This is a genomic window from Paraburkholderia steynii (assembly GCF_900100565.1).
GTDB lineage: Bacteria > Pseudomonadota > Gammaproteobacteria > Burkholderiales > Burkholderiaceae > Paraburkholderia > Paraburkholderia terrae.
Genome location: NZ_FNDI01000004.1, coordinates 222,782 through 245,156, shown reverse-complemented (window position 1 = coordinate 245,156; position 22,375 = coordinate 222,782). Strand labels below are relative to the sequence as shown.

Sequence of the window (22,375 nt, the reverse complement as noted above, 5' to 3'; positions counted from 1 at the left end):
TTGCATACGGGCGCAGCTCGCGCTTTTTTTGTCTGCGGAATGCGCGTGAAGCGATGCGCGTATCGACGTGTGCGGCACTGACCCGAAGGGAAGCGCGATGTTGAGTGAATCCAACAGAATGTTCGTCGCGGGCGGCCTGCTGATCGGCGCGCTGGCACTTGCGACGCTGGGACTTCGGTTCGGCAATCGCGAGTCGGCTGCGAAGAATACGGAAGGCCGCGTCGATAGCGCCCTGTCGTCCGCCGCGCGCCCCGTGACGCCCGACGCGCCTGTCGACGATCCGCGCAACGCGGGCATCGCGCGCGTGTTGCAGGCGGTACACGACAGCCTGCAACGCGGCGACCTCGCGTCCGCGCACGTGCTGCTCGACGCGGTGCTGACGATGCGCGGTGACGAGCCGCAAGCGCTGCTGCTGCAAAAAGAACTGGCCGTGCGCGAAGCGCAGGCGCGCGAGATGCGATCGGCCACGTTGAATGAGCAAAGCGCTGCGCAGCCGCTTGCGCGCGCTCGTGCTTCCGCGAAAACGACGCATGCGCGGTCGGCAACGTCACGTCATGTGACGGACACTTCGGACCGTGACCAACCCGCAATCGATGCAACGCCGCTCGTCGATATCCGCTCCGACAGTGCGACGGACAATGCAGCCGCAAGCGGTCCCGCAGCCAACACGGCTGCGCTTCACCCTCATAAGCAGCCTGAACCGGTGATCGCATCCGCGGTGCAAACTGCCGCTACGGTCGCCGAACCCGTTGAGCAGCCATCGGCACCCGCTGCGCCATCGACGGTGCAATCCCACGAGCCCCCTGCCCCGCCGCCCGCAGCCGCACCCAGCGACGGACCGAAGACACGCGCCCAGGTGCGCGACGAACTGAGCCGCGCGCGCACGAACGGAACGATGTCGCGGTTCGGCAATCCCGACCCCTATGGTCCAGGCGGTTCGCCGAGGGACAACACGCAGCCTTCGATCCGGACCTGGTAGCCTTCCGCAGCTTGGTCCGCATTGCGAACCATCACCAACATGTGATGGCTCGTTTGCGCCCCGCCTCCCCCGCCGACTTCTTCAAGTAGTATTTAGTGGTTAACCCCATCATCATCCCTTCACACGCCCTCTCATAATAGACACAAGCCCCGCGTCAGATCGCTTGCCGGGACCAATTGGCGAATCCATCAACCTCGCTCTACAATGGTCCGCTATGCGAACCACAACCCCACAACCGATTGACACGAAGTTGAGCGACATGACAGCATTCGCCCCAAGCACCAAAGCGGGAGACAAGCGCGACATGCGTCCCAACCAGCCGCCCGAGCATCGCGACATCGCGCGTTTCGACGACGAACCGTACGACACCGATCGCCAGTTCGTCACAGCGCTCGCGCGTGGCCTCGAACTGCTGCGCTGTTTCGGCCTGAAGGAACGGCATCTCGGCCTGACCGAACTGGCGCGCAGGACGGGCTTGCCGAAGGGCACCGTCGCGCGGCTCGCCGGCACGCTCGCGAAGCTCGGCTATTTGCGTTACGACGAAGCGCTCGGCAAGTACAGCCTCGGCACGGGCGTGCTCTCGCTTGGCTACGCGATGCTGTCGAACCTCGACATTCGTGACCTCGCGCGACCGCTGATGCAGGAGCTTGCCGAATACGCGGGATGCTCGGTGGCGATCGGCGTGCGAGACCGGCTGTCGATGCTGTACGTCGAATGGGTGCGCAGCAGCGCGCCGATCACCGTGATGCGCAGCATCGGCACGCGTCTGCCGATCGCGACGACATCGATGGGCCGCGCGTATCTCGCCGCCACCACCGATGCCGAACGCAACGCGGTGCTCGAACAGGTGCGCGCGCAGGACGAAACCGCCTGGCCGTGCATCGAAAGCGGCATGGGCGAAGCGATGAAGGATTACGCCGCGCGCGGCTTCTGCCTGTCGTATGGCGACTGGGATGCGGACATCGCGAGCGTCGGCGTGCCGTTCATGGCACCCGATGGCACTCAGATGGCCTTCAATTGCGGCGGGCCCGCCTTCGTGCTGAGCCGCGACAAGCTGGAGAACGACATCGGCCCGCGCCTCGTGGCCCTTGTCAAACGCGTGGAGGCCGCCATCGGGCGGCGATGAAAAGACCCGGCGCGGCGTGCCTCACGCGTTCATGCGAGCGCGACAGGCGAACCGCGTCATAGCACACAGGTAAAACGATGATCCGCGATCAGGAAACACTGTCCATTCTTCTCGACTCGCTGTCGCGCTTCGTGCGCGAGCGTCTCGTGCCCGCAGAAAACGAAGTCGCCGAAACGGATGAAATCCCCGCCGGCATCGTCGGCGAGATGCGTGAACTCGGTCTCTTCGGGCTGTCGATTCCGGAGGAATACGGCGGCCTCGGACTCACAATGGAAGAGGAAGTGCTCGCCGCGTTCGAGATCGCGAAGACCTCGCCCGCGTTCCGCTCGCTGATCGGCACGAACAACGGCATCGGCTCGCAGGGGCTCATCATCGACGGCACCGACGAGCAGAAGCACTACTATCTGCCGAAGCTCGCGTCGGGCGAACTGATTGCGTCGTTCGCACTGACGGAGCCGGGTTCGGGTTCGGATGCCGCGTCGCTGCGCACGACGGCTGTCCGCGACGGTGACCATTACGTGATCAACGGCACCAAGCGCTTCATTACCAACGCACCCGAAGCGGGCATCTACACGGTGATGGCGCGCACCAACGCCGAGATCAAAGGCGCGAGCGGCATCTCGGCGTTCATCGTCGAGAAAGGCACGCCTGGACTTTCGCTCGGCAAGATCGACAAGAAGATGGGCCAGAAAGGCGCGCATACCTGCGACGTGATTTTCGAGAACTGCCGCGTGCCTGCTGCGAACATCATCGGCGGCAGGGAAGGCGTCGGCTTCAAGACGGCGATGAAGGTGCTCGACAAAGGGCGCCTGCATATCTCGGCGATCTGCGTCGGCGCGGCCGAGCGCATGCTCGACGATGCGCTGCGCTATGCGATGGAGCGCAAGCAGTTCGGCCAGCCGATCGCCGAGTTCCAGCTCGTGCAGGCCATGCTCGCCGACAGCCGCGCGGAAATCTACGCCGCGCGTTCGATGGTGCTCGATGCCGCGCGCCGCCGCGACGACAAACAGGACGTATCGACGGAAGCATCGTGCTGCAAGCTGTTCGCTTCGGAGATGTGCGGCCGCGTCGCGGATCGCGCGGTGCAGATTCATGGCGGCGCGGGTTATGTATCCGAGTATGCCGTCGAGCGCTTCTATCGCGACGTGCGCCTGTTCCGCATTTACGAAGGCACGACGCAGATCCAGCAACTGGTGATCGCGCGCAACATGATTCGCGACGCAAGCCGCTAGCCTGGATAAAACATTCGATCAAGGCGGGCAATGCAATCGCCTTGATCGAAGTCAATGCTTCAATTCCACACACCCTCGCTGGCATATTTCAGATTGCCAGATAAATCATCCCGTCCTACACTGGGTTGTTGACGCAACGCAACAAGCATCGGGTCGCGCAACGTGCGAGTCCGATGTTCGCATTCATCAAAGCGTCATGCTTCTGCCATTTTTATCGCTGATCTTGATCGAAGCCGCGCCTCGTCGAGGCGCGTTGATGTCTCGCCCTGGTTTCAGGCCGCGCGACTCATTGCGACGATGCTCGCGCGTCGGGTAAGCGCTTCATGCGCGCATCGCACGTGCATGTGAGCCTCGCGTGAGACCGCGGCGCCGACCCATTGAGGGAGCAGATGCGACCATGAATCAGTCTCAACCGAACTCCGCTACACCTGACACATTCGCGCCTTCGATGCCCTTCGCATCGATGCCCGGCAATCTGTTCGCGCAAGGCTACGCCTACGCCGTCGACGCATGGCAGCGCAGCGTGCTGTTCGCCGACGTGATGCGCGAACGCGGCAATCAGTATCAGGCGCACATGCAGGAGCGCGTGCCCAACGTGCTCGACTTCGGCACCGAGCTCATCATCGATGGGCGCACGCTGCCGCGTCCCGTCAATTACGGGCTCGTGCGCATCGTCGCGCCGGATGATCTGAAGCCCGACCGCGACCTTGCGGAGGGACATGATCCCGGCCGCCTGCGTCCGTTCGTCGTGGTCGATCCGCGCGCGGGACACGGGCCCGGCATCGGCGGATTCAAACGCGACAGCGAAATCGGCGCTGCGTTGCGCGCTGGCCATCCCTGCTATTTCATCGGCTTCCTGCCCGACCCCGTGCCAGGACAAACCGTCGAAGACGTGATGCATGCGGAAGCCGCGTTCCTCGAAAAAGTCATCGAACTGCACCCGAACAGCCCCGGCAAACCCGCCGTGATCGGCAATTGCCAGGCAGGCTGGCAAGTGCTGATGACGGCCTCGATGCGCCCCGACCTGTTCGGCCCGATCGTCGTCGCGGGTGCGCCCGTGTCGTACTGGGCCGGCTGGCGCGGCAAGAACCCGATGCGCTATTCGGGCGGCATGCTCGGCGGCTCGTGGCTCACGGCGCTCACCGGCGATCTCGGCGATGGCCGCTTCGACGGCGCGTGGCTCGTGCAGAACTTCGAGAACCTGAACCCCGCGAACACGCTGTGGACCAAGCAGTACAACCTGTACACGAGCATCGACACGGAAGGTCCGCGCTATCTCGGCTTCGAGAAGTATTGGGGCGGCCACGTGTTCCTGAACGCGGGCGAAATGCAGTACATCGTCGATAACCTGTTCGTCGGCAACCGCTTCGTCAGCGGCGAGATCGTGACTTCGGAAGGCGTGCGGCTCGATCTGCGCAATATCCGCTCGCCCATCGTCGTGTTCTGCTCGTATGGCGACAACATCACGCCGCCGCCGCAAGCGCTCGGCTGGATCACCGATCTCTATCGCGACGACGCCGATCTGCTCGGCCACGACCAGACCATCGTCTACGCGACGCACGACAGCATCGGCCATCTCGGCATCTTCGTGTCGAGCAGCACGGGGAAGAAAGAACATCGCGAGTTCGTCAGCAATATCGATCTGATCGACCTGCTGCCGTCGGGCCTGTACGAAGCGCACATGGGCGCGAAGACGGATGCGACGCCTTACGCGGAACTCGCGCAAGGCCAGTATGTGCTGTCCATTTCTCCGCGCACCATCGCCGACGTGCGCGAGATCGTGCAGCCCGACCCCGAAAGCGACCGGCGCTTCGCCACGGCTGCGTATCTGTCGCGCGTCAACCTCGGCCTGTATCGGAGCTTCATGCAGCCGTGGGTGCGCGCATGCACGACGCCGTGGACAACGGATCTTTCGAGCAAGCTTCACCCGCTGCGCGTCACGTACGAACTGTGGTCCGATCGCAATCCGTTTGCGTCGTCCGTCGCGAAGGCGGCCGAAAGCGTGAAAGAAGCGCGCGCGCCCGTTGCGGCCGACAACCCGTTCCTGCAGATGCAGACGGTCATGTCGAATGCCGTCATCGCGTCGTTCGATTTCTATCGCGACATGCGCGACGCTGCCGTCGAGCAGATTTTCGAAACCGTCTATGGCGCGCCCTGGCTGCAAGCCTTCGCGGGCCTCCCGCCGCGCAGCGACAGCGAAGCCAACGCCGCGTTGACGGAACCCGGCGACACCGAAGAGCGCGAAGCGTCGATCGTTGCGGAACATGAACGTCTGCGCCACGACATGACGGAAGGCGGTCTGCTCGAAGCGAGCGTGCGCGCGCTGCTGTATGTGAAGCGCACGCATGGCGAAGCGGACGAGCGCCGCTTCAACCTCGCGCGCGAAATGCTGAGCAAGCTGTCGGATCAGGGCATTCTGTCGTTCAAGCATGTCGTGCGGGAACAGGCCGCGCTGCTGCGCCTCGACAGCGAGGCCGCGATCGACGCATTGCCGGGCCTGCTCGCGAGCGCGCCGCCCGACAACATCCGCAACGCGGCACGCGACATCGACAAGCTCAGCACGGTGCTGACGCTCGACGACCACGAACGCGCCGATCTCGCACGCGTGCTGACGATCTTCGAATCGGCATCGAAGAAGAAAGCATCGCGACGCGCAGAGCCTGCGCGCCAGCAGGTCGAATGACAGATGGCATCCGCGTGCGCGAGTGGACGGTCACAGTCCGCCGCGCACGACGGGCACTCCGATCGCCTCACCTACGAGGGCACTGAAGATGGAACACAAGCGCGAGAAATACGAGCGTCTGATCGCCTTTGCCGCCACGCTTCCGCCGACGCCTACGGCCGTGGCGCATCCTTGCGATCACGATTCGCTGTCGGCTGTCATCGAAGCCGCGCGGCTGAAACTGATCGCGCCGATACTGGTCGGCCCGCGCGCGAAAATCGAAGCGGCCGCGAAACAGGGCAATCTCGATCTCGGCGATCTGCCCATCGTCGACGCGGCGCATAGCCACGCCGCTGCCGAATGCGCGGTGCAGCTCGTGCATGAAGGCCGTGCGCAGGCACTGATGAAAGGCTCGCTGCACACGGACGAGCTGATGGGCGCCGTGGTCGCGCGCGCCACCGGCCTGCGTACCGAGCGGCGCGTGAGCCACTGCTTCATCATGGACGTGCCGGGCCGGGCCGAAGCGCTCATCATCACCGATGCCGCCGTCAACATCACGCCCACGCTCGACGAGAAACGCGACATCGTGCAGAACGCCATCGACCTCGCGCATGCGCTGCGTTTTCCCGTTGCGCGCGTCGCGATCCTGTCGGCGATGGAAACCGTCAACTCCAAGGTCCCATCGACACTCGAAGCCGCCGCGCTGTGCAAGATGGCCGACCGCGGCCAGATCACGGGCGGCATACTCGACGGCCCGCTTGCGCTCGACAACGCGATCAACGAGGAAGCCGCGAAGATCAAGGGCATCAACTCGCCTGTTGCGGGCCATGCGAACGTGCTCGTCGTACCCGATCTCGAAGCGGGCAACATGCTCGCGAAGAGCCTGACGTTTCTCGCGGGCGCCGATGCCGCCGGCATCGTGCTCGGCGCGAAGGTGCCCATCATTCTCACCAGCCGCGCAGATTCCGTCATCACGCGGCTTGCTTCGTGTGCCGTTGCGTCGATGGTCGCGCTCGCGCGGCGCGAGCAATCCTCTTCCGCCATCGTTTGACACGTCTTGAGGGAGTGGCATGGACGTCATCCTCGTCATCAACGCGGGTTCGTCGAGCATCAAGTTTCATGCGTTCGAAGCGCAAGGCGCGCAGCTCGAACCCATTGCAGGCGGCAAGATCGAAGAGATCTACACGAACCCGCGCTTCACCGCGAAGCGGCAAAACGGCGAAGTCATCGAAGACAAACGCTGGCCCGAAGGCGAGCGGCTCGGACACGACAATGCGACTGCGTTTCTGCTCGACTGGCTGCGCAGCCATGGCCAGGGACGCGCAACACTCCTCGCAGTCGGCCATCGCGTCGTGCATGGCGGCGACAAGTATTCGAAGCCCGTGCGCGTCGATGCGCAGGTGATGCAGGATCTCGAAGCGCTCGTGCCGCTCGCGCCGCTGCATCAGCCGCACAATCTCGCCGTTATCCGTTCGATCATGGCGCGCAATGCGCAGGTGCCGCAGATCGCATGCTTCGATACGGCGTTTCACCACACGCAGCCCACTGTCGCAACGCGCTTTGCGTTGCCGCCTGATATTACGGAGCGCGGCGTGCGGCGCTATGGTTTTCACGGGCTGTCGTACGAATACATCGCGAGCGTGCTGCCGCAAATCGACGACCGCGCCGCGAAAGGCAAAACCGTCGTGCTGCATCTGGGCAACGGTGCGAGCATGGCCGCCTTCGACCAATGCAAAAGCATCGCGAGCACGATGGGCTTCACGGCCGTCGAAGGACTCGTGATGGGCACGCGCTCGGGCAGCCTCGATCCAGGCGTCGTGTTGTGGATGCTCGAAGAAGCGAATATGGATGCGCGTGCGATCGAGTCGCTGCTCTACAAGCGCTCTGGTCTGCTCGGCGTGTCCGGCATTTCCAGCGACATGCGCACGCTGCTCGCAAGCGACGATCCGAAAGCCGCCGAAGCCGTCGAGCTGTTCTGCTATCGCATTTCGCGCGAACTCGGCTCGCTTGCAGCCGCGCTCGGCGGGCTCGACGCGATCGTGTTCACCGCGGGCATCGGCGAACGCGCGGACCCGGTGCGCAAGCGTGTGGGCGAGCTGGCGGCGTGGCTCGGCGTCTCGCTCGATGAAGCGGCGAACCAACGGCACGGTCCGCGCATCAGCAGTCCGACCAGCGCCGTCGACGTATGGGTGATTCCGACCAACGAAGAACTGATGATCGCCCGGCACGCGCTCGGCCGGCTGGAGGGGTAAGCATGGACACGCCAACGAGTCAGGTGATGGCGCAACACAAGGTGCTGGTCGTCGGCATCGCGAACGAGCATTCGATCGCGTACGGCTGCGCGCGCGCGTTCCGCGAGCTTGGCGCCGAACTCGCGATCACCTATCTGAATGAAAAGGCCAAGGCTTACGTCGAGCCGCTCGCGCAGGAACTCGGCGCGTCGCTGCTGCTGCCGCTCGACGTGTCGAAGCCCGGCGAACTCGAAGCCGTGTTCGATGAAATCCGCGCGACGTGGGGACGGCTCGACGTCGCCGTGCATTCGATCGCGTTCGCGCCGAAGGCCGATCTGCAAGGTGGCCTGCTCAACAGTTCGGCGGAAGGCTTTTCGGTGGCGATGGACATTTCGTGCCATTCGTTCATCCGCATGGCGCGCCTCGCCGCGCCGCTGATGGACGAAGGCGGATCGCTGTTCGCAATGAGCTATCTGGGCGCGACGCGCGTCGTGCCGAACTACGATCTGATGGGGCCCGTGAAGGCCGCGCTCGAAGCGTCATGCCGCTACCTGGCACATGAACTCGGGCCGAAGCGCATCCGCGTGCATCCCATTTCGCCGGGGCCGCTGAAGACGCGCGCCGCGTCGGGACTGAAGGACTTCGATCTGCTACTCGCCGAAGCGGCCGAGCGAGCGCCCATCGGCGAACTCGTCGACATCATGGACGTCGGCTACACCTGCGCGTTCCTTGCGACGCCCTACGCTCGCCGCATGACGGGCAACACGGTGTTCGTCGACGGCGGCGTGAGCATCATCGGCTGAACCGGATAAGGGCATGAAACTGTTGATTAGCGGTCTGCCGCAAAAAGCCTCGCTCGATGAAGTGAAGGCGCTCGTGTTCCGCTACTCGCACGCGGACTGCCGCGATATCGAACTGGTCGGCGAGGCCGACGAGCACCCCGCCGCGCTCATCGCCATCAAGGGCGCGAACTGGACGACGCTGAACTATATACGGCGACGCCTGCATGGCATGTACTGGCATCGCTGCCGGCTGTCGGTGCAGGTGCTGTCGTTCTGGGACGTCAGCGAAGCGGCCGAAGCACGACGCCAGACACGGACCGCGTTGCCGGGGCCCGTCTAGATAGCGGATTCAGACCGCGGGCGGATTGGTTGACGAAAAGCCATAACGCGCGATCCGCCAGATGCCGTCCGCCCCGCGATGCAGGATGAACAACTCCTGATTGGCCTCGGGCTGCGTCGAGTGCTTACCCGTCAACGTTTCGATCGTGCCCGTCGAGCGCGTGCGTGCGAACGCCCAGTCAGGCGACAGCGGCTTGATCTCATCGATCGAAAAACGCACGTTCAGCCTGACCGCGCTGAAGGCGTGCGTGTACGCGTCGCGCACGGCTTCACGCCCTACTGCCGGCGGCGCGTACTGTGCCATGACAACAGGTGCGTCGTCGTAGAGGCTCATGATCGCGTTGGTGTCCGACGCGTTCAACCCCTGCTCGTAGCGATGCAGTTGTTGCGTGATGGCGCGGTCCGTGTCGGTCAAGGGCGCGGCAGACGCGGCGTCCGGCAGCGCGACGCTAGCCGCAAACAGCACGGGAACGAACCATGTTCTGAGTCGCATGGTGACAGTCCTCTCACATGCCGCATTCATACCCGCACCACGATCTTGCCGAGCGCACGATTACTCTCGATCAGACGATGCGCGTCCCGCAGTTCGTCGAATGCAAAAGCCTGTACGAGGTGAGACGGGATACGCCTGTTTTCCACATCGAGTGCGAGCGACTTCAACGGCGTATTGGTGAGCGGCATAGCCTCCGTGCCGAACAGCTGGCTCGGAAAGAAGCTCAGTCGCGCGGCAGGCGGCAGATCGGCGATCAGATTGAACTGATCGAGCACGGGCGGGCCGCCGAGCATGCCAATCACCGTGATCGCCCCGAACGGGCGCACCGCTTTCATGGTGTCGCGAAGCGTCGCGGCGCCGACGATTTCGAGCGCAGCATCGATGCCGGCCGGTTGTGCATCGAGCACCTGTTCTGCGATCGTCCCGACGTCGACGATGACCGCGTCGGCGCCTGCGCGATACAGCCGCCCGGCGTGCTCCGTGGAGCGGGTCGAAGCGAGCACGCGGGCGCCCGAGGCCTTCGCATACGTGACGGCAGCAAGGCCGACCGACGAAGTGGCGCCCCGCACCAGCAGCGTTTGCCCCGCTTCGATCTTCAGACTTTTACGCAGCGCGCCCCACGCGGTCAGATACGCTTGCGGCAGCGCGGCCAGCTCTTCCCACGGCAACGCGCTGCCCTGAAGCGACACCACGTTGCGTGCGAGCACGGTGACTTCCTCCGCATAGCTCCCCGCCCGCGTGAACTGCAGCCCACCCATCGCGGTTGCAACCCGCTCGCCGACGCGAAATGCGCCGGACGGATCTTCGAGTATTTCGCCGACCGCTTCGATGCCGGGCACGCGCGGCGCGTCGATCGGTCCGAGTTTGCCGACGCGCAGATACGCTTCAGCTCGGTTGATACCGAAGGCGCGCACGCGAATGCGCACTTCGTCGAACTTTGGCGGGACAGACGGCATGTCGCGCAGTTCGAGCACTTCCGGGCCGCCGGCCCGTTCGATCACATAGGCTTTCATCTTGGACTCCTGATTAATTGGGTAATTGTTCCGCTTTCTTCTGAAGGTGCCGCTATCAGGCCAACTGCAATACGTCGGCAACGGGTCTGCGTGGTTTTTGCGGCCAGTTACCCGGTGCGGGATAGCCAACGGTGACGAGCATCGCGGGCACGTCGGTCGACGCGAGTCCGAACTCGCGCGCGACACCGGCCGGATCGAAGCCGATCATCGGACCGGACGCGAGTCCCTTCCCCTGCGCCGCGAGCATCAGCGTCATCGCGGCAAGCGACGCCGAGCGGATCGCCTCGTCGCGCTGGAGCGCCGGGTTGTCCTGATACATCGAGCGCGCGGCGCCGAGCCAACCGTCGCGGGTCGCGTCATCGATCAGCCCGGCGTTCACAGACGGCTGAAGCGCAACCGGCAGCGTCCGGTGCGGTTCGAGCGTGCCGCAGACGATGAACGTGACCGCCGCGTCCACGACCTTCTGTTGCCCGTACGCGTGCGGCAACAGACGCGCCTTCGCGTCGGCAGTGCGAACCGCGACAAATTTCCAGTTCTGCAGGTTGAACGCCGAAGGCGCCTTCGTCGCGAGGCGAATCAGGTCTTCGATTTCATGGTCGGCCAGAAGGCGCGCCGCATCGAAATGGTTTGCCGAGATGCGCGATTCGATGTGGCTTTCAACCGGGTTCTCAACGATAGACATCTGGTTCTCCTTGTTGATTGGGACGATGTGATGCTACTTTGGCCTATCGGAATGAAAAGCGGAACGCGCAAAACTGGTACCCCTCCTCTCAAATATGGAAGGACGAACGATGGATCTGAACGCGGTCGAAATGTTCGTCAACGTCGTGCAGACGGGGAGTCTGTCGGCGGCGGCGCAGCGGCTCGGCATTCCGCTGCCCACACTGAGCCGCAAGATGCGCGAACTGGAGCAGCAACTGTCCGTGCAACTGCTCGAACGCACGGCCCGTGGCACGAAGCTGACGGACGCCGGCACGCGCCTGTACGAACACGCAAGCCGTGGCATCGAGTCGCTCGTCGACGCGCGGGAGGCCGTACACAGTTCGCAGGCGCAACTGAAGGGTTATCTGCGACTGTCGCTGCCGCCGTCGTTCGAACCGTGGTGGGCCGTGCTCGACGCGTTCCAGCAGCGCTATCCGGGCATTCGCGTGTTCGTCTATTCGACCGAGCGCCGCGTCGATCTGACGGCAGACGGCATCGATGTCGCGCTGCGGGTCGGCGCGATCGATCACGAGATGATGGTCGCGCGCAAGATGCTCGCGTACCGGCACGTGCTGGTCGCAAGCCGGGCGCTCGTCGAGCGGCTCGGCGCTCCCGTCACGCCGGACGACCTCGCTCGCTATCCTTGCGCGGCGTGGATGCAGAACAGCTACGCGCGGCCGCTATGGCGGCTCGGCAACGCGACATTCCAGCCGAAGCCGCTCATATCGACGAACGACTACGCGCATTTGCGGTTTCGCGTGCTGCGCGGCGAGGCCGCGACGGAACTACCGCCGTACCTGATCGCCGATGATGTTAAAGCAGGCCACGTCGTCGCGCTGCTGCCCGATTACCCGTTGCCCTTGCAGGAGATCAATCTGCTGTATCCGTCGCACCGGCATCCGTCGTCGATCGTTCGCGCGTATCTGGATTTTTGTCAGGAACGCCTGGGCGGCGGCGACACGGGCGATGGCCCGTTACCTTGACGTTGTACTTCTGCACACCCCACGCGTTGCCCGCTGACGCCGTTCCCGTTATGTCATAACATGATGGACCTCGCAGCGCGGCAGCCGGCCACGGCGTACGCCCATCCTGTCCAGTTACCGGTTCGAAAGAAACACGTTGTCGAAATGAACGATGCGTCGCATAAGATAGGTTCTATCTCTTCGTCGTCTAAAGCTTCCGCCGTGACCACACCGTCTACCGTTCCCGAGCCGGAACGCGCGCAGGACAACTGCGTCGCGAAGGATGCCGCGAAGCACGGCGGCGCGCCGTGGGCGATGTTCGCGCTGTCGGCCGTTGGGCTGCTGGTCGGCGCGTTCGCGGTGATCGGGCCCGAGCATGTGTCCGTGGCCGTCGCCAAGACGCTGCTGACGGTCGGCTGCCTGCTGGTCGCGGCGCTCGCGGGCATTGTCGCGTCCGACTTGTCGCGCGATCGGCGGTAATGGGCATGCACCAGCACGGGGCATCAGCGGTTGCATAAAACTGGTGCGCTGCACCACCTTTTCTGCTACACTTGCAGATTCACTTTTCAGCACGCGTCGAATTGCGTCCTAACTGGAAGGCACTGCGCCGGAGTCGGGTGAACGTGCTGGCATGCCAGCGCATCGCCAGTGACTTCGAGCACACCGTTCCGCGTCAATCGATTCGTGCAACACCCCGCCCACACCTCACGATCCGACAGGTTAGCCCGCCTGCCGCGCGTGTTTGCGCGGGGATGCGAAACAGCCTGCCGAGGAGAACGTATTGGCAAAGCTTGACCGGGACAATTCCCAGTTCGAAACCACCGCACCAAAGGCGCCCAAGCGCGCAGCAAAAGCGAAGGCGCAACCCGCCGCCGCGCCGCTAGATGCGGCCTTGCTGGAATCCCTCGTTGAAGAGCGTCAACGTCAGATGCGCGCGCTGATCGCGCTGGGCCGCGAACGCGGCTATTTGACGCACGCCGACATCAACGACCACTTGCCCGACAATTTCACCGAAACGGCCGCGATGGAAACCATCGTCAGCACGTTCGGCGAAATGGGCGTGTCCGTGTACGAAACGGCGCCCGACGCGGAAACGCTGCTTCTGAACGACGGCCCGTCGGCTGCCGCATCGGACGATCAGGCCGATGAAGAAGCGGAAGTCGCGCTGTCCACGGTCGACTCCGAATTCGGCCGCACCACCGACCCGGTCCGCATGTATATGCGTGAAATGGGCGCGAGCGAGCTGCTCACGCGCGCCGGCGAAATCGAAATCGCCAAGCGCATCGAAGGCGGCCTGCAGGACATGGTGCAAGCCATCGCGATGTGCCCGTCGATCATCTCGACGATCCTCGCGGACGTGGACCGCGTCGTAGCGGGTGAAATCCGCATCGACGAACTGGTCGACGGCATCAGCGACACGAGCGAAGCCGCCGAACTCGACGAGGAAGCAGCGGACGCCGCTGCGGAAGAAGAGCTGGAAGCGAGCGCCTCGGACGAAGATTCGGACGAGGACGACGGCGACCTGTCGGACGACGGCGGCGAAAAAGCCAACGCCGCGCGCCTCGAGCAACTGACTGCGGACAGCCTCGCGATCTTCGGGCGCGTGCGCGACCTCTTCGCCAGCGTGCCCGACATGCCCGTCACGGACAAGCGCCGCGCCACCGCCATCGCGAACCTGCGCGAGTCCATCCAGCAGGAACTCACGCCGATCCGCTTCACGGCCAAGACCATCGATCGCCTGTGCGCGGAAGTGCAGGCGCAGGTCGCGCAGGTTCGCGCGATCGAACGCCACATCCTGCAGATCGCCGTGGACCGCTGCGACATGCCGCGCGAAGCATTCGTCGAATCGTTCCCGGGCAACGAAACCGATCTCGACTGGACGATGCGCATCGCCGCGAAGTCGAAGTCGTACGGTCCGGCGCTCGAGCGTCACCTGCCTGCGATCCAGTCGGAACAGCAGAAGCTGGTCGACATCGAAGCGTCGATCGCGCTGCCGCTGCAGCAGCTCAAGCAGATCAACAAGCAGCTCGGCTCGGCTGAAGGCAAGATGCGTCAGGCCAAGCGCGAGATGATCGAAGCAAACCTGCGTCTTGTCATTTCGATCGCGAAGAAGTATGTCAATCGCGGCATGCACTTCCTCGACCTGATCCAGGAAGGCAACATCGGTTTGATGAAGGCAGTGGACAAGTTCGAATACCGTCGCGGCTGGAAGTTCTCGACGTACGCAACGTGGTGGGTCCGTCAGGCCATCACGCGCGCGATCGCCGACCAGGCGCGCACCATTCGTGTGCCCGTTCACATGATCGAATCGATCAACAAGCTGAACCGCATCCAGCGCGAGATCGTTCAGCAGACGGGTCAGGAGCCGCATCCGTCGGTGCTCGCCGAGCGCATGGACATGCCCGAAGCGAAGATTCGCAGCATCCTGAAGATCGCGAAGAATCCGGCCTCGCTGGATTCGCCCGTGGGCGAAGACGCCGACACGACGCTCGGCGACATGATCGAAGACACGTCCGCAACGTCGCCCGCCGACGCCGCCGTGCATGCGAACATGCGCCGCGCGATCGACGAAGCGCTCGATGCTCTCACGCCGCGTGAGGCGAAGGTGCTGCGCATGCGCTACGGCATCGACACGGCCTCGGAACTGACGCTCGAAGAAGTGGGCCGCCAGTTCGACGTGACGCGCGAGCGTATCCGCCAGATCGAAGGCAAGGCGATCCGCAAGCTCAATCACCCGAGCCGCGCGGACAAGCTGCGCCCGTTCCTCGAACGCAGCTGATCGCTATCGCCGCCGCCTGATAAGGGCGCGGCGGAGCCTCAAACGAAACGCGGCAGCCCAAAGGCTGCCGCGTTTTTTTATGCGTGCGGTTCGCTCGAACTCGATGCGAACCGCATGACACGCTTAGTGATGCTCGCTGTATTCCTTGCGAGCGATCGGCGTTGCGCGAACCTTCGCGTACTGGAACGCCGGAATGGCCTTCACAGCGTCTTTGGTTGCGCCTGCCCAAACCAGCTTGCCGCCCGTAAAGTCGATCTGCGAGAACGGCACGGCGACGTCATGCTGCGACACGCCGAGGAACTGATGCGCGGCGACGATCGCGAACGAAGCAGCATTGTCCGGCGCGATGATGATGTCGTGCAGCACGCCGACCTTCTGGCCCTGCTCGTTGTAGATCGGCTTGCCAAGCAGGCTCTTCTTCGCGCTCCAGCCGTTGACGATGATCGATTCCTGCTCGACGCTCACGCCGATGGTCTGCGAGCCTGCCACTTGCGCGCTTGCCTGGCCTGCCATCAAGCCGAACGTCGATGCCGCGATCAGAACCGCTGCCCACTTTGCCTTCATAGCTTATTCTCCGATGTGAAATGTTGCGAGGGACTGCCGCTGCTGTAAGAAGAAGCGTAATACCTTACCGCATCAGAAAGAAAAAGTCGCAGAAGGGTACGTAGGTTTTTTCCGAGAATGCATGCGCCGTTTCCGACATGCACGGCGACGCGTATCGGGCCGATATGCGTCGATATGCGCCGCTACTTCCCGAGCCGCAGCCCTTTGCCAATCACGGTGCCGTCTTTCTGGTTCACCAGCCAGACTGCCTGAACGTTCGCGTGCAGCGTCGAGGTGCGACGCGTGATGTCAGTGGGTTCTTCGTCGGTGGGATCGCTGTGCTCTCGCGTCTCCGTCAGATAAGGCGGTTCGAGCGTGCAGACGAGCACGATCGCAAAGCTGTTGTCGGCCTGCTCGAAGGCTGCTTGCGGGACGGTCAGACGCCCGCGCGCCGCCGTCTTCGCCTTGCCTTCCGTCGCCAGTTCGATCGAATCGATCTTCTGGATAAAGCCCTTGGCCTTCGCATCGGGGGCGATCACGAGGCCGCGCCCGCTCGGGCCATCGACGCTCTGGTAGAGCTGGATCGCGTCGGGATCCTCGTCGCTTGCAAGCGGCACGTTCACACTCAGCACATGCGTATTCGACCGATACAGGATGCCGTGCGGCGCCGGAATCATGAACAGGAAAGTGCGTTGCCCATTTTCGGCCGCCGCGGCATGACCGCGCACGATGCGATCGTAGGGTTCGCGCGCGTACTTGCGGATGCGCGTGCTCAGCGAATCGGTCGCGGCCGGGGGCATCTGGCTCGCGAGCATGTCGCGCACCTTGACGGGGTCGTCGGCGGTAAAGCGGTCGGGCGTTGCCGGGGCGCTTGTCTCGTGCGCCACGTTGCCCTTGGGCGCGGCCGGCGTGGCGTTCGCTACGCCAGCGCACAACGCCAGCGCAACACACAGCATTGGCAGCACGCGATTGCCCGAAGCAATCGTGCGATTCAGAAATTGCACAACATCCTCTCCGTTGAAAACGGCGCTATCGGTGCGCCTCGCTGCGTTGAACGCAATCCATTTCAGCACGCATTCTAAGCGTATTCGATCAACGGGATATGGCATGCACGCATTTGCCCAAATGCGTTGGCGCAAAAAAAAGCCAGGCGCAAGCGCCTGGCGTCCATCGACATCGAACTGCACGGCGCGCGAAGCGCCTTCGTTCTTCTTGGTTATCTGATTGCGAGCACGCTGCTCACCAGTTGGCTCCACCAGGCGGGCAGATTCTTGTACGGATTCGGCAAACCCGTCGACGTGACGAACACGCTGCCCGCGCCATGCATCGCCGCGTACGACACGATGCCCGGCATCTGCGCCTCCGTCGCGCCGTACACCATGTGCGCGAAACGCTTCGCCGGATAGCTGGCTTGCCACTTCGCCGGTGCGTAGCTTGCGTAGCGCTTCGCCGAATCTTCGAATACGACGAACTGATCGGCGGTGGGCAGGCTTGCGTAAAGCTCGGGAATGTTCGTGCCCGGATTGCCCATCACCGAGTACGCGGGCGAAAGCCCTTTGATGTAGTTGTAGACCGACTGATAGAACTGGATATGCGACGTCACGCTATCCGACGTCATCTCGTCGATGAAGAAGCCGTCGATCTTATAGAGCGCGATATAGCGATTGATGTCCGTCACGACAGCCGACAACGAACGCTTCGCATACGCCGTCGACACATAGCCGATCACGCGGCCGCCTGCTGCATGCAGCTTCGCGATTGCCGCGATATACGCTGCATCCGCGTTCGTGCCGGGTCCGCTGTTGGGATTCAGAATGACCATGGTCGGCACTTTGGCCGCCGTCGTCGCGAGATCGTTCCAGTAACCGGCGCCCTTGCCGACGGGATCGAAATACGCGGGAACGGTCAGCGGCAGCACAGTTGCCGCATAAGCGTTTGCATGAACGGCAATGGCCAACGGTGCCACTGCAAGCAACGCCACGCGACGCAACCACTGAATAGCGCGAAACCCTGAAACGGGTGTGCGAGCGTTGAACATCTCGATGCCTCCTGACGACGGCTTGTATCACCGTCCATCGCTTGGCCCGCTGCGGATGCAACAGGCAACTGGCTGACTCCTGCACGGAGTCCCTATAGCTTTGCGTCGCCGGATCGCTCCGGTTTTGCCTTTCCGTGTATATCGACGCCCAGTCGCCCGCCTTTAGGCTTTAATGCGGAATTTTAAATGGGGAGAGAATGCAGAGATATTCGATGATTTTGTGATCCTGATTATTTGAACGTTTGCGAATTGCGATAACGCGATTCGCAAACGTTTACTTCTCGAATATTGACCAAACTGCGGTCGCGAAAAAAATTACTGCGTGTTCGAACCCAGCAGTCCACGCGCCGCCAGATTCGCGTACAGCGCGCGCACGCCGAAGGTCCACGGCGTGATCTCCGTGCATAGCTGCACCGTGTTGCGCAACGCGCCGAGTTGCGGCGTCGAGATCGTCACGATATCGCCGAGGTGATGCGTGAAGCCACCGCCTTTCGCGTCGCGGTCCTTGATCGGCGAAAACATCGTGCCGAGGAACAGCATGAAGCCATCCGGATACTGATGATGCTTGCCGCACGTCTGCGCGACGAGATCAGCGGGATCGCGGCTGATCTCCGACATATGGCTCACGCCTTCTAGCAGAAAGCCATCGTCGACGCCTTCGACGCGCAGCGACACGCTCGTGCGACGTACGGTATCCAGCGTGAAGTCGCCATCGAAGAGCCGCACGAAAGGTCCGATCGAACACGACCCGTTGTTGTCCTTGCACTTGCCGAGCAGCAATGCCGAGCGCCCTTCGATATCGCGCAAGTTCACATCGTTGCCGAGCGTCGCGCCCACGATCACGGCCCTGCTGTTGACGGCCAGCACGATTTCCGGCTCAGGGTTGTTCCATGTCGATGCCGCGAGCAGGCCGACATCCGCGCCGAAGCCCACGGACGACATCGGCTGCGACTTCGAAAACACTTCCGCGTCGGGGCCGATGCCGACTTCCATGTATTGCGACCACGCGCCGCGCCGCTCGAGTTCCGCCTTCAGTCGCGCCGCCGCTTCCGAGCCGGGCTTGATCTTCGACAGGTCGGTGCCGATCACCGTTGCGATCGTATGCCGCACTTCTTCGGCCTTCGCGGGATCGCCGCCCGCCTGCTCTTCGATCACGCGCTCGATCAGGCTCACGGCGAATGTGACGCCGCATGCCTTGATCGGTTGCACGTCGCAGGGCGCGAGCAGTTGCAGGTTCGCCGACGTGTCGTTCGCGAGACTCGCGGCGATCAGATCGGCTGCGCTGCCGAGCCGCTCGCCGGGCGCGTTGCGCGCGATCTCGACGGCATCGTCGCGTTCGAACAGATCGGCCGTGGTCGGCGCGCTCGATGTGATGTCGAACACGTCGCCATTGCGCACGGCCACGACGCTCGGCCCTTCATGACGGTCCGTCTTGCGCCATACGCGGCCAATCAGCAGCGCGCGGTCGAGGTCGTCGGGAAGATAGTTCGTTTCGTTCGATGCAGTCATGAAGCGAGCCTCCAATCATTGTTGGTCAATGCGAATGCCGCGGATTCCCGCGCTCGGCGATCACTTTCAGATAGAGCGTCGCAGGTTCGAGACAGCCGCCCGTCGAAAGCTGCCCGACCGTCTGACGATACAACTCTTGCCACGGCGTTTGCGAAGCCGGAATGTCGAACCTCATGCTTGCGCGGCGGCGCGCCAACTCTTCCTCATCGACGAGCAACTGTACGCTGCGCGCGTTGAGATCGACGCGAATGCGGTCGTTCGTGCGCAACAGCGCAAGACCGCCGCCGACGGCCGCTTCCGGCGACATGTTGAGGATAGATGGACTCGCCGACGTGCCGCTCTGCCGTCCGTCGCCCATGCAAGGCAGCGACGTGATGCCCTGGCGCACCAGTTCCGCGGGCGGCGCCATGTTGACCACTTCCGCGCTGCCCGGATAACCGACCGTTCCCGCGCCGCGAATGACGAGCATGCAGTGTTCGTCAATTTCAAGCGACGGATCGTTGATGCGCGCGTGATAATCCTCGGGACCGTCGAACACGATCGCGCGCGTTTCGAACGTATTCTCGTGGCCCGGCTCGCTCAGATAGGTTTGCCGGAACGCTTCGCCGACCACCGACATCTTCATGATCGCGCTATCGAAGAAGTTGCCCGACAGCACGATGAAACCCGCGCCATGTTTGAGCGGCTCGGCTGTCGTGCGAATCACGTCGCGATCGCCTGTCACCGAACTCGCGGCGATATCGCCGATCGTCCGGCCCGATACTGTCATACACGATTCGTGTACGAGGCCTGCTTCGCACAGTTCGTGCATGACGGCAGGCACGCCGCCCGCGCGATGAAAACTCTCGCCGAGATATTCGCCCGCGGGCATGCAATTGACGAGCAACGGCACCTGTTCGCCGACACGCTGCCAGTCCGAGAGACTCAATTCGATGCCCATATGCCGCGCAATCGCGATCAGATGCGGCGGGCAATTGCTCGACGCGCCCAGCGCGGACGCCATTACGATCGCATTTTCGAACGCCTCTTTCGTCATGATGCGCGAGGGCTTCAGATCTTCGCGAACCATCTCGACGATACGCTTGCCCGTCGCATACGCCATCTGCCCGCGCTCGCGGTACGCAGCGGGAATGCTCGCGCAGCCGGGCAGCGACATGCCGAGCGCTTCCGCGAGGCTGTTCATCGACAGCGCCGTGCCCATCGTGTTGCAGTGTCCGATGGAAGGCGACGAGGCCGTCGTCAGTTCCATGAAGCCTTCATAGTCGATCTCGCCCGTCGCGAGCAGATTGCGCGCGTGCCAGATTACGGTGCCGGAGCCGACCCGCTTGCCTTGATGCCAGCCGTCGAGCATCGGACCGCCCGACAGCACGATAGCGGGCATGTCGACGGTCGCGGCCGCCATCAGGCACGCGGGCGTGGTCTTGTCGCAGCCGGTGGTCAGCACCACGCCGTCGAGCGGAAAGCCATGCAGGATTTCGACGAGGCCGAGATACGCGAGATTGCGATCGAGCGCGGCCGTTGGCCGACGGCTCTGTTCGGCAAGCGGGTGTACGGGAAATTCCATCGGAATGCCGCCCGCGTCGCGGATGCCCGCCTTCGTGCGCGCGGCCAGTTCGATGTGGTGACGATTGCAAGGCGCGAGATCGCTGCCCGTCTGCGCGATGCCGATGATCGGCCGGCCCGACTGCAACTCTTCGCGGGTAAGGCCGTAATTCATGAAGCGCTCGACATAGAGCGCGGTCATGTCCGCGTGCGAGGGATCGTCGAACCATTCCTGGCTGCGCAGACGACGTGCTTGCGTGTTCTCCGTCATCTCGTGTCTCCATGTTTGCTTGTGCCGTCGTTGCTTCGCTCGCATCGCGCGTCAAAGGCGCATCACGTACGGCACGTTATCGGTAACATCGGATCATGGTAGCACGGCACTCGCGCGACACGAAAGGCCACAACGACAAGCGTCAGGCGCTTTCGCGCGCGATCACCGCGTAGTCGATTTTCACGCTTTTGCGCGTCGATGTGCGCGCCGATGCATGACGCGCTGCACCGTCGTTTTCGGCAAGCGCGGCCAGCAGCGTTTCACCCGTGCGCGTACCGATGCCGTAAGCGTCGACGGAAACCGTCGTGATGGTCGGCGTGCAGCACGTGGCCATTTCGAAGTTGCCAAAGCCCGCAATCGCGATATCGCCGGGCACCGACAGGCCGCGCCGGTGGCACTGCATGATCGCGCCAAACGCCGACATGTCGCTCACGCACATCACGGCATCCGTGTCGGGCCATTGCTGCAACAGCGCTTCGAGCGCGGGCGCACCGTGGCTCATCGTGATGGGCGACTCGCCCAGCCGTACGACGCGCGGCTCGCCCATACCCTGCGCCTTCACTTCCTGCAGATAGCCCTTCAGGCGTTCCATGCCGCGTCTGTCGAGCTCGCTTGCGCCGCCCAGAAAGCCGATGCGCCGATAGCCGCGCCCGGCCAGATAGCGCACCATTTCGCGTGCCGCTTTTGCATTGGAGAAACCTACGGCCGCGTCGATCGGCGTCGCGGGCAAATCCCACATCTCGACGACGGGCACGCCCGAGCGCACCAGCAGTTCGCGCGTCGCGGGCGTGTGCTGCGCGCCCGTCAACGCGATGCAGCGCGGCTGATGCCGCAGCATCGAACGCACGAGCCGCTCTTCGCGTTCGAGGTCATAGTCGGTATCGCCGATCAGCAGTTGCAGGCCGTGCGGTTCGAGCGCGGCCGTGAGTCCGCGCACGGTGTCGGAGAAGTTGGAACTGGCCAGCGACGGCACGAGCACGGCGGCGAACGCCGAGCGCCCGGAGGACAGCGCGCCTGCCGCAGCGTCCGCGACGTAGCCGAGTTCGTCGATCGCAAGCTGCACGCGCTCGCGTGTCGCGGGCGCGACGCCGCGGCCAGCCAGCACGCGTGACACTGTCATCTTCGATACGCCCGCCAGCGCCGCGACGTCGGACATGCGCGGCGGTCCCGCG

20 protein-coding genes and 1 riboswitch are annotated in these 22,375 nt (G+C 63.6%); of the genes, 11 read left to right on the top strand and 9 right to left on the bottom strand.

Annotated elements, in window-relative coordinates; genetic code table 11:
* The first annotated feature begins 97 nt into the window (after nucleotides 1–97).
* The 8 genes from BLT65_RS09895 (at nucleotide 98) to BLT65_RS09860 (ending at nucleotide 9,352) form a co-directional block, all read left to right on the top strand.
* Nucleotides 98–979: a DUF4148 domain-containing protein gene (locus BLT65_RS09895; RefSeq protein WP_091777373.1), complete on the top strand. Its 882-nt coding sequence runs from the start codon at nucleotides 98–100 to the stop codon at nucleotides 977–979.
* A 259-nt stretch (nucleotides 980–1,238) separates the two neighbouring features.
* On the top strand, nucleotides 1,239–2,105 hold the full coding sequence (locus tag BLT65_RS09890) for an IclR family transcriptional regulator (protein ID WP_091777371.1): 867 nt from the start codon (nucleotides 1,239–1,241) through the stop codon (nucleotides 2,103–2,105).
* A 77-nt stretch (nucleotides 2,106–2,182) separates the two neighbouring features.
* Nucleotides 2,183–3,337 (top strand): acyl-CoA dehydrogenase family protein, encoded by a 1,155-nt coding sequence (locus tag BLT65_RS09885; protein ID WP_091777369.1) that lies wholly within the window; start codon nucleotides 2,183–2,185, stop codon nucleotides 3,335–3,337.
* Nucleotides 3,338–3,734: 397 nt separating this feature from the next.
* Nucleotides 3,735–6,020 (top strand): DUF3141 domain-containing protein, encoded by a 2,286-nt coding sequence (locus BLT65_RS09880; RefSeq protein ID WP_091777367.1) that lies wholly within the window; start codon nucleotides 3,735–3,737, stop codon nucleotides 6,018–6,020.
* 88 nt (nucleotides 6,021–6,108) lie between these two features.
* Nucleotides 6,109–7,050, top strand: a complete 942-nt coding sequence (locus BLT65_RS09875) for a phosphate acetyltransferase (protein WP_042312699.1) — start codon at nucleotides 6,109–6,111, stop codon at nucleotides 7,048–7,050.
* A 19-nt stretch (nucleotides 7,051–7,069) separates the two neighbouring features.
* Entirely contained in the window at nucleotides 7,070–8,251 is a 1,182-nt protein-coding gene (locus BLT65_RS09870) for an acetate/propionate family kinase (protein ID WP_091777365.1), read from the top strand.
* A gap of 2 nt (nucleotides 8,252–8,253) precedes the next feature.
* On the top strand, nucleotides 8,254–9,033 hold the full coding sequence (gene fabI / locus BLT65_RS09865; RefSeq protein ID WP_086916204.1) for an enoyl-ACP reductase FabI: 780 nt from the start codon (nucleotides 8,254–8,256) through the stop codon (nucleotides 9,031–9,033).
* A 13-nt stretch (nucleotides 9,034–9,046) separates the two neighbouring features.
* Nucleotides 9,047–9,352: a hypothetical protein gene (locus tag BLT65_RS09860; protein ID WP_007586072.1), complete on the top strand. Its 306-nt coding sequence runs from the start codon at nucleotides 9,047–9,049 to the stop codon at nucleotides 9,350–9,352.
* A gap of 9 nt (nucleotides 9,353–9,361) precedes the next feature.
* Here BLT65_RS09860 and BLT65_RS09855 read toward each other — a convergent pair whose 3' ends face one another.
* The 3 genes from BLT65_RS09855 to BLT65_RS09845 are packed head-to-tail and all read right to left on the bottom strand — an operon-like array spanning nucleotide 9,362 to nucleotide 11,539.
* On the bottom strand, nucleotides 9,362–9,844 hold the full coding sequence (locus BLT65_RS09855) for a YybH family protein (protein WP_167306470.1): 483 nt from the start codon (nucleotides 9,842–9,844) through the stop codon (nucleotides 9,362–9,364).
* A gap of 26 nt (nucleotides 9,845–9,870) precedes the next feature.
* Nucleotides 9,871–10,857: a zinc-binding dehydrogenase gene (locus BLT65_RS09850; protein ID WP_091777361.1), complete on the bottom strand. Its 987-nt coding sequence runs from the start codon at nucleotides 10,855–10,857 to the stop codon at nucleotides 9,871–9,873.
* A 55-nt stretch (nucleotides 10,858–10,912) separates the two neighbouring features.
* Nucleotides 10,913–11,539 carry a nitroreductase family protein gene (locus tag BLT65_RS09845; RefSeq protein WP_091777359.1) on the bottom strand — a complete coding sequence of 209 codons (627 nt, stop codon included), beginning with the start codon at nucleotides 11,537–11,539 and terminating at the stop codon, nucleotides 10,913–10,915.
* A 109-nt stretch (nucleotides 11,540–11,648) separates the two neighbouring features.
* Here BLT65_RS09845 and BLT65_RS09840 point away from each other — a divergent pair, with 109 nt between their 5' ends.
* The 3 genes from BLT65_RS09840 (at nucleotide 11,649) to rpoD (ending at nucleotide 15,300) form a co-directional block, all read left to right on the top strand.
* Nucleotides 11,649–12,542, top strand: coding sequence for a LysR family transcriptional regulator (locus BLT65_RS09840; RefSeq protein WP_091777357.1), 894 nt, complete (start codon nucleotides 11,649–11,651; stop codon nucleotides 12,540–12,542).
* 201 nt (nucleotides 12,543–12,743) lie between these two features.
* Complete coding sequence (locus tag BLT65_RS09835) at nucleotides 12,744–13,001, top strand: hypothetical protein (protein ID WP_229513826.1); 258 nt, start codon at nucleotides 12,744–12,746, stop codon at nucleotides 12,999–13,001.
* A gap of 301 nt (nucleotides 13,002–13,302) precedes the next feature.
* Nucleotides 13,303–15,300: an RNA polymerase sigma factor RpoD gene (rpoD, locus tag BLT65_RS09830; RefSeq protein WP_091777355.1), complete on the top strand. Its 1,998-nt coding sequence runs from the start codon at nucleotides 13,303–13,305 to the stop codon at nucleotides 15,298–15,300.
* A 123-nt stretch (nucleotides 15,301–15,423) separates the two neighbouring features.
* Here the strand turns inward: rpoD and BLT65_RS09825 are convergent, their stop codons facing one another.
* The 6 genes from BLT65_RS09825 to BLT65_RS09800 all read right to left on the bottom strand — a co-directional run bounded on the left by BLT65_RS09825 (nucleotide 15,424) and on the right by BLT65_RS09800 (nucleotide 22,359).
* A complete protein-coding gene (locus tag BLT65_RS09825) occupies nucleotides 15,424–15,864 on the bottom strand; it encodes a PRC-barrel domain-containing protein (RefSeq protein WP_042312716.1) in 441 nt (146 codons plus the stop codon).
* 182 nt (nucleotides 15,865–16,046) lie between these two features.
* Entirely contained in the window at nucleotides 16,047–16,847 is an 801-nt protein-coding gene (locus tag BLT65_RS09820; RefSeq protein WP_244186471.1) for a hypothetical protein, read from the bottom strand.
* Nucleotides 16,848–17,059: 212 nt separating this feature from the next.
* Nucleotides 17,060–17,881: a spherulation-specific family 4 protein gene (locus BLT65_RS09815; RefSeq protein ID WP_091777353.1), complete on the bottom strand. Its 822-nt coding sequence runs from the start codon at nucleotides 17,879–17,881 to the stop codon at nucleotides 17,060–17,062.
* A gap of 60 nt (nucleotides 17,882–17,941) precedes the next feature.
* A riboswitch (cyclic di-GMP riboswitch) is annotated at nucleotides 17,942–18,020 on the bottom strand.
* Nucleotides 18,021–18,196: 176 nt separating this feature from the next.
* Entirely contained in the window at nucleotides 18,197–19,390 is a 1,194-nt protein-coding gene (locus BLT65_RS09810; RefSeq protein ID WP_091777351.1) for a fumarylacetoacetate hydrolase family protein, read from the bottom strand.
* Nucleotides 19,391–19,415: 25 nt separating this feature from the next.
* Entirely contained in the window at nucleotides 19,416–21,203 is a 1,788-nt protein-coding gene (locus BLT65_RS09805) for an IlvD/Edd family dehydratase (protein ID WP_091777349.1), read from the bottom strand.
* A 142-nt stretch (nucleotides 21,204–21,345) separates the two neighbouring features.
* Nucleotides 21,346–22,359 (bottom strand): LacI family DNA-binding transcriptional regulator, encoded by a 1,014-nt coding sequence (locus BLT65_RS09800; protein ID WP_091777346.1) that lies wholly within the window; start codon nucleotides 22,357–22,359, stop codon nucleotides 21,346–21,348.
* Nucleotides 22,360–22,375: the final 16 nt, after the last annotated feature.

What these genes read in the sequence shown, in the direction of transcription:
- BLT65_RS09840 (WP_091777357.1), top strand. Translation starts at nt 11,649, where the DNA reads ATGGATCTGAACGCGGTCGAAATGTTCGTCAACGTCGTGCAGACGGGG.
- BLT65_RS09860 (WP_007586072.1), top strand. Translation starts at nt 9,047, where the DNA reads ATGAAACTGTTGATTAGCGGTCTGCCGCAAAAAGCCTCGCTCGATGAA.
- BLT65_RS09885 (WP_091777369.1), top strand. Translation starts at nt 2,183, where the DNA reads ATGATCCGCGATCAGGAAACACTGTCCATTCTTCTCGACTCGCTGTCG.
- BLT65_RS09845 (WP_091777359.1), bottom strand. Translation starts at nt 11,539, where the DNA reads ATGTCTATCGTTGAGAACCCGGTTGAAAGCCACATCGAATCGCGCATC.
- BLT65_RS09870 (WP_091777365.1), top strand. Translation starts at nt 7,070, where the DNA reads ATGGACGTCATCCTCGTCATCAACGCGGGTTCGTCGAGCATCAAGTTT.
- BLT65_RS09880 (WP_091777367.1), top strand. Translation starts at nt 3,735, where the DNA reads ATGAATCAGTCTCAACCGAACTCCGCTACACCTGACACATTCGCGCCT.
- BLT65_RS09815 (WP_091777353.1), bottom strand. Translation starts at nt 17,881, where the DNA reads ATGTTCAACGCTCGCACACCCGTTTCAGGGTTTCGCGCTATTCAGTGG.
- BLT65_RS09875 (WP_042312699.1), top strand. Translation starts at nt 6,109, where the DNA reads ATGGAACACAAGCGCGAGAAATACGAGCGTCTGATCGCCTTTGCCGCC.
- fabI (WP_086916204.1), top strand. Translation starts at nt 8,254, where the DNA reads ATGGACACGCCAACGAGTCAGGTGATGGCGCAACACAAGGTGCTGGTC.
- BLT65_RS09805 (WP_091777349.1), bottom strand. Translation starts at nt 21,203, where the DNA reads ATGACGGAGAACACGCAAGCACGTCGTCTGCGCAGCCAGGAATGGTTC.
- BLT65_RS09850 (WP_091777361.1), bottom strand. Translation starts at nt 10,857, where the DNA reads ATGAAAGCCTATGTGATCGAACGGGCCGGCGGCCCGGAAGTGCTCGAA.
- BLT65_RS09855 (WP_167306470.1), bottom strand. Translation starts at nt 9,844, where the DNA reads ATGCGACTCAGAACATGGTTCGTTCCCGTGCTGTTTGCGGCTAGCGTC.
- BLT65_RS09890 (WP_091777371.1), top strand. Translation starts at nt 1,239, where the DNA reads ATGACAGCATTCGCCCCAAGCACCAAAGCGGGAGACAAGCGCGACATG.
- BLT65_RS09800 (WP_091777346.1), bottom strand. Translation starts at nt 22,359, where the DNA reads ATGTCCGACGTCGCGGCGCTGGCGGGCGTATCGAAGATGACAGTGTCA.
- BLT65_RS09825 (WP_042312716.1), bottom strand. Translation starts at nt 15,864, where the DNA reads ATGAAGGCAAAGTGGGCAGCGGTTCTGATCGCGGCATCGACGTTCGGC.
- BLT65_RS09895 (WP_091777373.1), top strand. Translation starts at nt 98, where the DNA reads ATGTTGAGTGAATCCAACAGAATGTTCGTCGCGGGCGGCCTGCTGATC.
- BLT65_RS09810 (WP_091777351.1), bottom strand. Translation starts at nt 19,390, where the DNA reads ATGACTGCATCGAACGAAACGAACTATCTTCCCGACGACCTCGACCGC.